Source organism: Staphylococcus sp. McC-251-APC-3A2 (assembly GCF_009695665.1).
Taxonomy (GTDB): domain Bacteria; phylum Bacillota; class Bacilli; order Staphylococcales; family Staphylococcaceae; genus Staphylococcus; species Staphylococcus cohnii.
Window position 1 is genome coordinate 630,849 of the sequence record NZ_VUNO01000001.1, and the last position, 13,535, is coordinate 644,383.

Annotated in this window: 12 protein-coding genes; 2 read left to right on the forward strand and 10 right to left on the reverse strand. The window is 32.9% G+C overall.

Features of this window, described 5'->3' with window-relative positions; translation table 11 throughout:
* Positions 1 to 150: 150 nt before the first annotated feature.
* Positions 151 to 1,710 carry a M4 family metallopeptidase gene (locus FYJ81_RS03085; RefSeq protein WP_154409288.1) on the forward strand — a complete coding sequence of 520 codons (1,560 nt, stop codon included), beginning with the start codon at positions 151 to 153 and terminating at the stop codon, positions 1,708 to 1,710.
* 65 nt (positions 1,711 to 1,775) lie between these two features.
* Here FYJ81_RS03085 and recG read toward each other — a convergent pair whose 3' ends face one another.
* From recG to FYJ81_RS03110, 5 genes are all read right to left on the reverse strand, one after another.
* Positions 1,776 to 3,821, reverse strand: coding sequence for an ATP-dependent DNA helicase RecG (gene recG, locus FYJ81_RS03090; RefSeq protein ID WP_154409289.1), 2,046 nt, complete (start codon positions 3,819 to 3,821; stop codon positions 1,776 to 1,778).
* Between the two features lies 1 nt (position 3,822).
* The gene (gene sdaAA, locus FYJ81_RS03095; RefSeq protein WP_019467946.1) at positions 3,823 to 4,692 is read right to left on the reverse strand and encodes an L-serine ammonia-lyase, iron-sulfur-dependent, subunit alpha; all 870 of its coding nucleotides are present in this window, start codon (positions 4,690 to 4,692) and stop codon (positions 3,823 to 3,825) included.
* Between the two features lie 13 nt (positions 4,693 to 4,705).
* Positions 4,706 to 5,371, reverse strand: a complete 666-nt coding sequence (gene sdaAB / locus FYJ81_RS03100; RefSeq protein WP_040030555.1) for an L-serine ammonia-lyase, iron-sulfur-dependent subunit beta — start codon at positions 5,369 to 5,371, stop codon at positions 4,706 to 4,708.
* Between the two features lie 366 nt (positions 5,372 to 5,737).
* On the reverse strand, positions 5,738 to 7,399 hold the full coding sequence (fakA, locus tag FYJ81_RS03105) for a fatty acid kinase catalytic subunit FakA (protein WP_107384631.1): 1,662 nt from the start codon (positions 7,397 to 7,399) through the stop codon (positions 5,738 to 5,740).
* Positions 7,400 to 7,413: 14 nt separating this feature from the next.
* Positions 7,414 to 7,785 carry an Asp23/Gls24 family envelope stress response protein gene (locus tag FYJ81_RS03110; RefSeq protein ID WP_019467949.1) on the reverse strand — a complete coding sequence of 124 codons (372 nt, stop codon included), beginning with the start codon at positions 7,783 to 7,785 and terminating at the stop codon, positions 7,414 to 7,416.
* Positions 7,786 to 8,025: 240 nt separating this feature from the next.
* Between FYJ81_RS03110 and rpmB the strand changes: the two genes are divergently transcribed.
* The gene (rpmB, locus tag FYJ81_RS03115; protein ID WP_002483503.1) at positions 8,026 to 8,214 is read left to right on the forward strand and encodes a 50S ribosomal protein L28; all 189 of its coding nucleotides are present in this window, start codon (positions 8,026 to 8,028) and stop codon (positions 8,212 to 8,214) included.
* A gap of 82 nt (positions 8,215 to 8,296) precedes the next feature.
* Here the strand turns inward: rpmB and FYJ81_RS03120 are convergent, their stop codons facing one another.
* The 5 genes from FYJ81_RS03120 to FYJ81_RS03140 form a co-directional block, all read right to left on the reverse strand.
* Positions 8,297 to 8,932: a thiamine diphosphokinase gene (locus tag FYJ81_RS03120; RefSeq protein ID WP_107386250.1), complete on the reverse strand. Its 636-nt coding sequence runs from the start codon at positions 8,930 to 8,932 to the stop codon at positions 8,297 to 8,299.
* Positions 8,933 to 8,937: 5 nt separating this feature from the next.
* A complete protein-coding gene (rpe, locus tag FYJ81_RS03125) occupies positions 8,938 to 9,582 on the reverse strand; it encodes a ribulose-phosphate 3-epimerase (protein WP_107384633.1) in 645 nt (214 codons plus the stop codon).
* The gene (rsgA, locus tag FYJ81_RS03130) at positions 9,583 to 10,458 is read right to left on the reverse strand and encodes a ribosome small subunit-dependent GTPase A (RefSeq protein ID WP_107505142.1); all 876 of its coding nucleotides are present in this window, start codon (positions 10,456 to 10,458) and stop codon (positions 9,583 to 9,585) included.
* Between the two features lie 290 nt (positions 10,459 to 10,748).
* Entirely contained in the window at positions 10,749 to 12,794 is a 2,046-nt protein-coding gene (gene pknB, locus FYJ81_RS03135) for a Stk1 family PASTA domain-containing Ser/Thr kinase (RefSeq protein WP_107386248.1), read from the reverse strand.
* Positions 12,791 to 13,534 carry a Stp1/IreP family PP2C-type Ser/Thr phosphatase gene (locus FYJ81_RS03140; RefSeq protein ID WP_154409290.1) on the reverse strand — a complete coding sequence of 248 codons (744 nt, stop codon included), beginning with the start codon at positions 13,532 to 13,534 and terminating at the stop codon, positions 12,791 to 12,793. Before FYJ81_RS03140 ends, pknB begins: the two co-directional genes overlap by 4 nt.
* Position 13,535: the final 1 nt, after the last annotated feature.

A 13,535-nucleotide genomic window follows, 5' to 3' on the forward strand; every position in this document is an offset into this window, starting at 1 on the left:
AAAAAGTTTTTTGTAGTTAATATATAATTCAAAATAATAGTATGTTAAATTATATAAAAATAATATGTATAATTTTAAAAATTCTTAACTATCAAGAAATTTTTAAGAAATAAATAGATCATACATTCCAATTCAAAGGGGTTGAAAACATTGAAAAAAGTAGTGACCAATACATTACTATCAGCAACATTTTTTGCAGCTATCTCTACTCAGTCCAACGCAAAAGAACTAAATAGTATCATTCCTGAACGCTTAGAAAGTTCAACTGAAACAGAAATTTCCAATAAAATAGATGTAGAAAATTACCTTCAAAACAATGCTACGTCTATGCTTAACAATAATAATAAAACGAAAACGGAATCAATTAATAAAAATGCTTTCAAACAATATAAAGTAATCAATAGCAATACTGATTCAACTGGCGTTTCGCATTATGAATTAAAGCCAAAAATCAATAATGTATTAGCAGATGATAGTACGATAAAAGTCCATGTCAACCGAGATGGTAAGGTATCACTCATTAATGGGCATATACACAGACAACATATCGACGTTAAAAACAAAGTAAACATTTCATCTTCTCAAGCAGAAAAATTAGCCTTTAAAGCGATTGGTAAAAAAAGTAATGATGTTGCAAACATAGATGGCTTTAAAATAGTGTCTAAAAACAAATTAGATATTAATAGTGAAAAAGAAAGATTTATACATAATATTGAATTAAATTACGTATCTCCAAAACTTGCGCATTGGCAAATACAAGTGGATGCTAGTACTGGGGAAATATTAAAAAAACAAAATGTGATTGAACATGCTTCGGAAGAAGGTTCTGGTATCGGAGTTAACGGGGATAAAAAATCACCACTTAACGTTTCTAGTAACGGTGGACAATATACTTTAAATGATACAACTACAGATACGCATATTAATACTAAAAGTGCCGATGAAACCATTGATCGGTTTTCTCCTATCACTCACGATTCAAAATATTTTGATGAAAAACAACAACGTCCGGGTGTCGATGCACACTATTACGCAAAAGCAGTTTATGATTATTATTTAAATACGCACGGCAGAAATAGTTACGACGGTAATGCTGCTGACATTAATTCTGTCGTACACTTTGATAAGAACTATAATAATGCTGCATGGACTGGACAATATATGGTTTATGGTGATGGTGATGGTCAAACATTTAATCCTTTATCAGGCGCTAAAGATATTGTCGCTCATGAATTAACGCATGCAGTGACAGAAAGAACTGCTAATTTAGAATATGCAAACCAATCTGGTGCGCTCAACGAATCTTTTTCAGATGTTTTTGGATATTTTATAGATCCTGATAACTGGTTAATGGGTGAAGATGTATATACACCCAAACAAGATGGTGATGCGTTAAGAAGCTTAAAAAATCCAGAAAAATATGATCAACCAGCACATATGGACCAATTTTATACTGGCTCTGAAGATAATGGTGGTGTTCATATTAATAGTGGTATTCCAAACAAAGCAGCATATCTTACTATACAATCTATTGGTAAAGATAAGGCTGAACAAATATACTATCTAGCATTAACGCAATATTTGACATCCAACGCTGAATTTTCTGATGCTAAAATTGCTTTAAAACAAGCTTCAGATGAATTATATGGTCATGATAGTACCGAATCAAAGTCCATAGATCAAGCGTGGACTAATGTAGGGGTTGATTAGTAAATATTAAAAAACAGCAGTTTAGCGAAACCCGTACTAAATTGCTGTTTTTTTATATTATTTGGTTAATCGAAGCTTGTATATAGTAAATTATCTTCTACAAAAGTTCTTAGCCTTTGATACTCATCTTCAAAAAATGCACCAGATTGTATTAATTCTGCTGCCTCATCTCTTGCTACTTCTAACATTTTGTAATCTTCAACTACATTGGCTACTAAGAAATCAGGTAATCCACTTTGTTTTACACCAAAGAAATCACCTGGTCCTCTCATTTCTAAGTCGCGTTCACTTAATTCAAAGCCATCTGTCGTTTGGGTCATTACATTCATACGTTCTATTCCTGTTTCTGTTTTAGGAGAAGCGATTAATACACAATAGCTTTGATGTTCACTTCTACCAACACGTCCTCTTAATTGGTGCAAAGTCGATAATCCAAAACGATCTGCATCGTAAATCATCATAAATGTTGCATTTGGTACATTAACGCCCACTTCTACAACAGTTGTAGACACTAATATATCAATTTCGTGCTTACTAAATTGTTGCATCACTTGATCTTTTTCTTCAGAAGTTAATTTACCATGAAGTAATCCAACTTTTTCAGTACCATAATAAACTTGTAAAGACTCGAATAATTCAACAACATTTTGTACATCTTCTAAATGCTCTGAACTTTCTATCAATGGACAAATCACATATGCTTGTCTACCTTTTTTTAATTCAGCAGACATTTGTTTTAATACACTTTCATATGCTTCATGCTTAGACCAAGAAGTTATAATAGGTTTCCTACCTTTTGGTAACTGTTTGATTGAGGATACATCCATCTCTCCAAAAACTGAAATCGCTAATGTACGTGGAATAGGTGTCGCTGTCATAAACAAAACATTTGTCATAGCACCCTTCTCTCTCAACAATTGTCGTTGATTGACACCAAAACGATGCTGTTCGTCTGTAATTACAAGACCGACATTATTAAACACAACATCATCTTGAATAAGCGCATGTGTTCCAATAATGCAATCTATCTCATTTTGCTCAAGTTGTTCCAACAAAATTCTGCGCTTTTTCCCTTTAACTGAACCTGTTAGTAAAGCAATATTCATTCTGTCACCAAATATCTCCGCAAGACTTTCAGCGTGCTGCTCGGCAAGTATTTCCGTAGGTACCATTAAAGCAGATTGATAACCTGCCGTTTTTAATGCATACATACAAATTGCAGCTACTACTGTTTTCCCTGAGCCAACATCACCTTGTAATAATCTATGCATACGGATGGGTGCTTTTAAATCTCTAAATATCTCATTGACACTTTGTTTTTGTGCGTCGGTTAATTCAAATGGCAAACTTGCTATAAAATTTCTAACTAATTGAATATCATAATCAATTTCGATTGCCTCATCTGAAATTTTTTCCAATCTATTTAGCCATTGCATTCTTAGTTCAAACATAAATAATTCAATAAATGCGTATGTTCTTCTAGCTTTGAGTAATGAGGTTTTATCAGGCGCAAGGTGCAATGTTTTGATTGTATCTTCTAGCGTTTCTAATTTATATTTTGCTCTTAACGAATCTGATATCCATTCATGAATCGTGACATGTCCTAATACTTGCCTAACCATATCACGTAGTGGTTTTTGCTTTATACCCTCTTTAATTCGATAAATGGGTTCAAATTGTACATCATCCATCGCTGATTGATTAAAAAACATTCGATTTCCGTTGATTTCTTGCTTGTTTCTATTCCATTTACCTTTAATCGTAATCGTTTGGTGTAATTCTAATTTGTTTTTCAGATAAGGTTGGTTAAAAAACACGCATTTTACAGCAATATTGTTAACCATTAGATGAACTGTAAGTTTAGATTTATTCCTACCAAAAAAAGCGACAGTGGGTGTTGAGTATACTTCCCCAACAACAGTCACCATCGCTTGATCTTCTGCTTCATTCAAGTCAATTACAGTATTGTCTTCATAACGCGTTGGTAGATATAAAATTAAATCCTCTACTGTATAAATGTTCAATTCATTTAATACCGCTAACCTTTTCGGACCTAAACCCTTGATTTGAGATAAAGGAAATGGACTTTCTATTAAATTGACTTTTGACATTTTAATCACCAAATATTTCTTGTTTTAAACGCTGTCCTGTCGGTGTACCTGCTAAACCTCCACGACCAGTTTCACGCAATGCTGAAGGCATCGTTTGCCCTATTTTATACATCGCTTCTATAACTTCATCTGTCGGTATTCTAGAAGTTACACCTGCTAATGCCATATCTGCTGATACGATTGCATTAGATGCTCCAGCTGCATTTCTTTTTACACAAGGTACTTCTACTAAACCAGCTACTGGGTCACATACTAAACCTAGCATATTTTTCAAACAAATTGCAAAAGCTTCAGAAGATTGTTGAGGTGTACCACCTGCAAGTTCAACTGTTGCGCCTGCTGCCATAGCTGCAGCAGAGCCAACTTCAGCCTGGCAACCTCCTGCCGCACCTGATATCGATGCATTATTTGCTACAACAAATCCAAATGCACCTGAAGTAAGTAAGAAATTTAACATATCTTTACGCGTAGGTTCTAGTCGTGGTTTCAAACCAAATAGAACGCCGGGAACTACCCCAGCTGAACCAGCTGTTGGTGTAGCACAAATTTTCCCCATTGCAGCGTTTACTTCATTTGTTGCTACTGCTTTACTCACAGCGTCTAATAATGTTGCACCAGATAAAGATTTACCTGTTTTTAAGTATTCTTTGATTAAAACAGCATCTCCACCTGTTAAACCAGTCGTTGAAGTAACACCTTCTAAGCCTTCATCTAAAGCATTTTCCATAGTTTGTAAATTCTTATCCATATGTGCATATACTTCTTCTTCTGATAGACCCGTAACTTCCATTTCTTGCTCGAGCATCACTTCATATATTTTTTTATTTTCTGTCTCACATTTTTCAATGAGTTCTTTCACACTTTTAAACATTGATAACCCTCCATTAGGCGTCGCCCATGAGTGAGACTGTCACTACACCATCGACGTTTTTTATTTTTTCTATTATTTCATCATTGATAGCATCATCTAATTCACAAGTCATTAATGCTTGGTCACCTTTTTCTTTTCTTGAAACTTGCATGCTGCCAACATTAATACTGGAATCACCTAAAATATTAGCTACGCGTCCAATCGTACCGAATGTATCTTTATGGAATACTAAAAGTGCTGGATAATTGCCACTAATTGCAATACTAAAACCATTGATTGCAACAACCTCTATTTTACCACCACCGATAGATACACCTTCAACAGAAATTTCTTTTTCTCCGTCTCTCATATTAATAATTGCAGTATTTGGATGAGAGCGTTCTTCTGCCATTTCAATAAAATTTACTTTCATCCCAATTTCTTCAGCAGTTTCCAAACTTTTTTGGATTCGATCATCGTCTGTATCATATCCTAATAAACCACCTACAAGTGCAACATCAGTACCATGACCCTTATATGTTTCCATAAATGAGCCATACAAATATATATCAACTTGTTTTGGTATTTCATTAAATAAATCTTTAGCTACTAACCCAATTCTGACTGCACCTGCTGTATGTGAAGATGATGGACCAACCATTGTTGGACCAATTATATCGAAAACTGTTTTATATTTCATAATGGATATCCCACCCTTATTTTTAATCATTCTAAAGTGTTGCGCTTACATTTTATTTGCACCTTTATTATTATAACAATTTAAGTTAACATTATAAACTAATTTTGGTTGTACTGCTTTTAATTTAAAATTGTTACAAATTGCACACTATTGTGAATTGAATATACATATAAAAGTAGTGAAAATAATTATTTTTCACAATAAACGTTAATAAATTAAACATAACAATCTTGTATATACTTTTTAAAAATTTTTAATCTACCAAATGTTTTATTTTACTTCAAAAATAAATATACGTAACTAGATATGAAACATACCTAATTACGTATATTGATAGAAATTTTTGTCATTATCAACAAACTAAAATTATTCAACGGAGAACAGATATTGATATACTGGCTGATCACCTTGATGTTGATCTAGTTCAATGTCTGGATATGTTGCTTCAATCCAAGATTCAACATTGGATGTTATATCACCATTGGCATCTTCACCGATAATCATAGTGATGATTTCACTTTCGTCAGTAATCATTTGAGACAATAGTTGCTTAACTGTCTCAAATTCGTCTTCATTACTTGTGATAATTTTATCTTCGATTAATCCCATAAATGCATCTTTTTTAATTTCTACACCATCAACTTTAGTATCTCTCACCGCGTAAGTAACAGAACCAGACGCTATCACTTCTAATGATTCAACCATACGTGCTTTATTGTCAGTTAGCTCGTCGGATTCATCAAAGTTAAATAATGCAGCTATTCCCTGTGGTATAGATTTCGTAGGAATGACAACAGCTTCAGCATCTACGATTGTTGCAGCCTGTTCACTCGCCATCATAATATTTTTATTATTTGGCAAGATGATTGCACGTTTACATTGTGATTGTTCAATCACTTTCACAATATCTTCTGTAGACGGATTCATTGTCTGGCCACCACTTATTAAATGTGTCGCACCCATGGATTTAAACAATTCAGATATGCCTTCTCCCATAGAAATAGCGATGACTGCAGTGTCTACTGTTGAAGTTTCTTGATTAGATTGCTGTGCATTTGTACCTTTTTGTTCTTTTTTTACAACTTCACGATGTTGTTCACGCATATTCTCAACTTTTAGTTTAATTAATTCACCATATTGTTGACCGTAATTAAAAACATCTCCGGGTTTTTCAGTATGTACATGAACTTTTACAATTTCATCATCATTAATAACTAATAAAGAATCACCAAATTGGCTCATCTCTTCTCTAAAAGTATTTTCATCGAATACTTTTTTATTAACTCCAAAACGAACCATCATTTCGGTACAATACCCATAAACAATATCTTCAGTATTAATCACACCGTGGAAGTCATGTTCTTCATTTACTAAAGTTTCTGTATCTAATTTTGGAGTTTCTGCAGTTACAGTTTCACCTTTTAACGCTTTTAGAAAACCTTCATAAACGATGACTAATCCTTTACCGCCACTGTCAACTACACCAACTTCTTTTAATACAGGTAATAAATTAGGCGTATTTTCTAAAGAAATATGAGCTTGTTCTATAATATATGTCACAAGTTCAATGCAATCTTCTGTTTCCTGTGCCTTTTGTATACCTGCATCCGCAGCATCTCTAGCAACAGTTAAAATTGTACCTTCTACTGGTTTCATAATTGCTTTGTATGCAGTGTCAACACCAGCTTTAAAACTGTCTGCTAATTGTTGTGCATTAATTTCACTAAATTCTTCTAAATTTTTACTAAAGCCTCTAAAAAGTTGTGATAAAATAACACCAGAATTACCTCGTGCACCCATTAATAAACCTTTTGAAAAGGTTTTACCTAACTCACCTATATGTTGAGATAAATTCTCTTCTACAGCTTCTCTACCTGATGTCATAGTTAAGTTCATATTTGTCCCAGTATCACCATCTGGAACCGGGTATACATTTAATGAATCTACTAAATCTGAATGATTAGATAAATTTTGTGCCCCTTGAATAATCATTTCGGCAAATAATTTACCATTTATTTTACTAACCATCTCGTTATGTCCTCCTAGTTTTTCTTGCCATTATCCACTCGTACGCCTTGTACAAATATATTAATTGAATTTACTTTAACTTTTAATGTTTGTTCTAATGTATATTTGACAGTTGATTGAACATTGCTTGCAACTTCTGATATCTTCGTACCATAACTTACAATAATGTACATATCAACATCCAACACACTATTTTCTTCTCTCACAACAATGCCTTTTGCATAATTTTCATAGCCTAATATTTCAGCAATTCCATCTCTTACTTGTTGTCTAGAAGCCATTCCTACAATGCCATAACATTCTACTGCTTTACTACCCACAACTGAAGCTATTACTTCGTTTGAAATGTCTATGCTACCATAATCATTTGTAATTTCTAATGTCATTTTATTGGGCCTCCTAGTTTATGGTTCTTACTTTATTTTTGATACTTTAAAACTTTTTATTAAGATTAAAAAATACAATATTATCCATAGTTTACAATTATATCATAAAATGAGTGTAACAAAAGTAGAAGCTATGTAAAGAAATTTTTTTCATTTTATTGCCATTATTTTTTTTATGTGGTACATTATTCAAGTATGTAGTAGATATGTGTATTTATATTTATTAAAGGAGGTACTTTCATGGGCAAACAATGTTTCGTAACAGGTCGCAAAGCTTCAACTGGAAACAATCGTTCACACGCTTTAAATTCTTCTAAAAGAAGATGGAATGCTAACCTTCAAAAAGTTAGAATTCTTGTAGACGGAAAACCTAAAAAAGTTTGGGTTTCTGCACGTGCTTTAAAATCTGGTAAAGTAACTAGAGTTTAATAAATATAATGCACGAAAAAGACCAATCCTTATGTGGAGGATTGGTCTTTTTTTTGTTTGAAATTAAATTTACTACGATGTATCAATCTTTACTTTTAATCATTAACACGCTACCTGAATGTATAGAAACAATGCCCTGTGGTTTTATTAATTCATTAGATATTGTCAATGTAGAACCTAGCTGTAAAGATGCTTGTTTCAATTCATATTTAAAATTGATTAATGAAATAACTGTGGGATATGCAATAGGAATAAATGATATATATGGGTAATTTAAATCTCTATCGATATTATAGTCTTTAGCAGATAGATATGAAATTTCATTTTGTTGATCAATGATTTTAATATTAATTTGTTTTTTTGTATATTCTGGCTTTTCTAATATTTGCATTGCACCCATAAAATGGTCTAAACGCCCTCCGGTTGCACCGTAAACACATATTTCACTATAACCTGAACTTATAGCTTGTTCGATACCTAATGCTAAATCAGTGTCATCTTTTTCAGAATTATATGGATTAATTGCTAATTTTTCAGTCAAATAATCCTTTTCTTCTTTAGTTATTGAATCAAAATCACCGACTGCAAATTGTGGCATAATCCCTGATTCAATCAAGATTAATGCACCTCGATCAATCCCTATCCATGCCTCATTTGTTTTATTTTGTAAAATGTTTTCTGGTAAATTTCTTGCACCGCATAATAAATTGACTTTCATTGACTTCAACCTTTCAATGTTTGCGTCACTTGTTTATAATCCTTTTGTTTAAAGAAATATGAACCAGCTACTAACATAGTAGCACCGTGTTCGATTACAGTTGCAACTGTTTCTTCGTTAATACCACCATCAACTTCAATTTCAAATGATAAATTTAATTCTTTCTTCATCTTGTCAAGTTGATCTAATTTATCAATACTTTCTTGAATGAAAGTTTGTCCACCAAATCCAGGATTGACTGTCATGACAAGTACATAATCCACCATTTTCAACACTGGAATAATCGCATCAACCGATGTACCTGGGTTAATGACTACACCAGCTTTTACATTTGTCTTTTTAATTTGTTGTATCACTCTGTGAATATGTGGCGTTGCTTCTACATGTACTGAAATCATATCTGCTCCTTGCGTTGCAAAAAGCTCTACATATTTTTCAGGTTCTTCTATCATTAAATGTACATCTATTGGTAAATCAGTACCCTTCCTAACTGCTTCTAATATAGGTAATCCAATTGAAATGTTTGGAACAAATTGACCGTCCATCACATCAAAGTGCACACCATCAACACCTGCATCTTCCAAAGCCTTTAATTCCTTTTGTAATTGTAAAAAATCAGCTGATAATAATGATGGATATAATTTTGCCACTTAATATCTTTCCTTTCTGTTTGCAATTTCTTTAAATAATTGTAAATAATGTTCATATCTAAAATGAGCTATATTTCCTTTTTCTATTTCATTTTTAACGTTACATTTGGGTTCGTTTATATGGTTGCAGTCTCTAAATTTACATTGTTCGCCATATTCATTGATTTCCATGAAATAATGTTTCACTTCATCTTTTTGAATATGATTAAAATCTAGCGCACTAAATCCAGGCGTATCAGCTATAAAGCCATTTTCTCGTTCAAATAACTCTACATGTCTTGTAGTATGTCTTCCTCTATTTAAGGCTTTAGATATATGTTGCGTTTCAATATCCAATTCTGGAAAATATTTATTTAATAACGTAGATTTCCCTACACCTGACTGACCGCTTAATACCACTAGTCCTTCACCCCATTGTGTGAAAACCTCACCAATATGGTCTTCAACACTTATAAATTGTGTATTATATCCCATCTTTTCATAAACTTTTAGTGTCTGCAATATTGTATTTTGCATGTTAGGTGAAGTAATATCCCGTTTTGTTACTAATATGCGAGGTCTCATATGATAAGAATGTGCTATTACTAAAAATCTATCCAATAACTGAGTTGAAAATTCAGGCTCTACTGCACTCATCACTAATACAAGATGATCAACATTGCTAACTGGTGGTCTTTTTAATTCATTTTTTCGTTCATGAACATGGTGAATATAGCCCTCTGTAATATTTTCAACTTCAAAATCTACAACATCACCAACTATAGGCGAAAATTTATTTTTTCTAAATAATCCACGTGGTTTTGTGTCATACATTTCTCCATTTACATCTACACGATATACACCACTTAATGATTTTATGATGCGTCCTGTTTTCACTTAGGCACCCCTCTTTTTAAAGCTTTACATACTATATTATAGCAAAGGCTTTTTAATTTAAATACGATTTGAGACTATTTCAGTTAAAAATAAATAACAGAGCATTATAACTACGAGCAATCGTAGAAATAACACTCTGTTATAAACGTTTTTTAAAAGCAGTACGCTGTGCATAAGCGCAACTAAACTCTCTTCGCTTTGCTCCATTCGCCTTTCGGTTCGCTGAAGCCTTTGGCTTCTGCATAAGCGCAACTAAACTCTCTTCGCTTTGCTCCATTCGTTAAGTTGCGCTAAAAATCGTAAGGAATATCTTTATCAGCTACAACCTTACCATCAACTCGAATGGTATAACCAGCCGTCTCTCCTTTTTCAATAGTCATCGGAATGGTTACAGTTTTATCATCTTTAATTTTAAAGCTTTGTGCAGCTGACGATCCTTTGTCATCTTTATCTCTCACATATACCTTCACTTCTTGACTTTCATCATCATCACCCGTATAGGGAACTTGATAGGTTTCTGTATATGTTTTAGTTTGTGATTTTTCATCTTCTTTAGATGACTTATCTTCTTGCTCATCAGAATCTTTATCATCTTTTTTCTCTGATGATTTCGGTTCACCTGTGGATACCACAAATTCTATAGTAGAACCTTCATCTACTTCTTCGCCTTTAGGTGATTGACTAATGACATTATCCTTTTTAACTGTTTTATCAGAGCGTTTTTCTACAGTAGCTACTTTAAACCCTTTAGATTCCAGCTCGGATTTAGCAGTCTTAAACGATTTTTTCTCATAATCATCCACATAAACTTGTTTAACACCTAACGATTCAGTCAATTTAATATCACTATCATTGATTTTCACTCTGTCTCCTGGTGAAATACTTTGTGCTTCAATTAAACCTTTAGCAACATTTTGTTTTGTATAAGATTGGTCAACTTTAGCATCATCAATTCCTAGTTTTTTTAATTTATTTAACGCTTCTGATTTTGGTAAGCCATATAAATTTGGCATTTCTGCAGTTTTAGGACCTTTTGATAATACAATGTCTACTTTACTTTGCTGTTCTAAACGCTCACCTTTTCCTGGTGTTGTTTTAATAATTTTATTCTCCGGATACTTATCACTGTATGCTCTTGTAGTTTTGCCTAATTCTAGTTTGTTATCTTTTAAAATACCTTCTGCTTCTTTTTCAGTTTTACCTATTAAATTAGGTGTTTCTAAATATTTATTACCAAACATTCCCATAGCCATGAAACCAAAGAGTCCAAATAAAAGTAGTACGATGATTAAACCATAGAAAAACTTTTTCTTTTTTGATCTTTTTTTCGGAGGCATCGCATATAATTGTTCCTCATTTGATTGAAAATATTGTTGATTAACAATTGGAATTTGCATGGTTTGATTCATGCTTTTTGATTTATCTTCAGCACGTGTCTGATTAGCTATTTCATTTTTATCAATAGGAACCGTTTTAGTGTCAGCATCAACAGAATGATATGGTGATTCATTCTCTCGCTCTTTTGACAGCACAGTAGACAAGTCATCTTGCATTTCTTGAACTGTTTGATAACGATCATTCTTATCTTTTTCAGTAGCTTTTAGCACGACATTGCTCAGTGATTGTGGTACTTCAGAACGTTTGTTAGAAACATTAGGCATCGGATCTTGAATATGCTTTATAGCAATGCTTACTGCTGTTTCACCTGAAAATGGAGGTTGCCCTACTAACATTTCATAAAGCACAACACCAATAGAATATATATCAGTACCGTTATCTGTTGCATCACCGCGAGCTTGTTCAGGAGAAAGGTATTGAACTGTACCTAAAACATGATTTGTTTGAGTCATCGTTGTTTCACTTAATGCTTTAGCAATACCAAAATCTAATATTTTTAATGTTTGATCATGATTCACCAAAATATTTTGAGGCTTTACATCACGATGAACAATTTTTGTATCATGTGCATGCTTTATTCCTTCAATAATTTGTTCAGTAAATTTGATTACAGTTTTGATGTCTAAAGGTCGATGTTGTTGAATATATTCTGATAAAGTGGGACCTTCTATGTATTCCATCACTAAAAAGAAATTTTCATCATTTTCAGTAACATCAAAAACATTAACGATATGTTTATGTGAAAGTTGTGTTAAGTTGTGAACTTCACGCTCAAAACGCTTTATTGTTTCTTCTTTTTCACCAGAAGGTATCCTAATAGCTTTGATTGCTACATTGCGATTCAAAATAGTGTCATCAGCCAAATAAACCGTGCTCATGCCACCGCCGCCAAGCTTTTTTATCACTTTATAACGTTCGCTTATTAATTTTCCAATCATACCTTATCTCCTTCAATTTCTGCTAAAACAATGCTTACATTATCATTTGTTTCTTGTGATAATGCTAATTCAATAAGATTCCGACCATGTGTTTCTAGATCATTTTCTTGCATTAATTCTTCTTGAATCATATGATTTCTTGCAAAATCTGTTAATCCATCCGAATTTAATAATAGAAAATCATAAAAATTGGTTCTTTTTACAAAAATATCTGGTGTTACTACTTTATCCGTACCCATGACTTTTGTAATGATATTCTTTTGGGGATGATTAAATGCTTCTTCGACACTAATTTGCCCAATCATTACTAAGTGATTAACGAAGGAATGATCATTTGTAATTTGTTCAATTTCTCTACTATTAATCAAATATCCTCTTGAATCACCAATATTTGCGACAACGACATAATCATCAAATATAAGTGCACAAACACAAGTTGTTCCCATACCATGATAGTCTGCATTGTCAACTGAGAGTTGATATAATTCACGGTTAATCGCTTTTAGTGTGGTTCTCAGCCAATCTTCAGCTTGGTTAGGTTCAATTAAATTTTCTTCTTCAAAACGACGTTGCAACTCATCTGTCACAAATTGACTTGCTACTTCTCCTGCTAAATGTCCACCCATACCATCACAGAGTACAAGTAATTGTTGTTCTGTTTGATTAAAGAACACACCACCTGCATCTTCGTTCTTATCACGATATTGACCTGTGTCAGTAAAAAATTGTGCTTTTAGCATA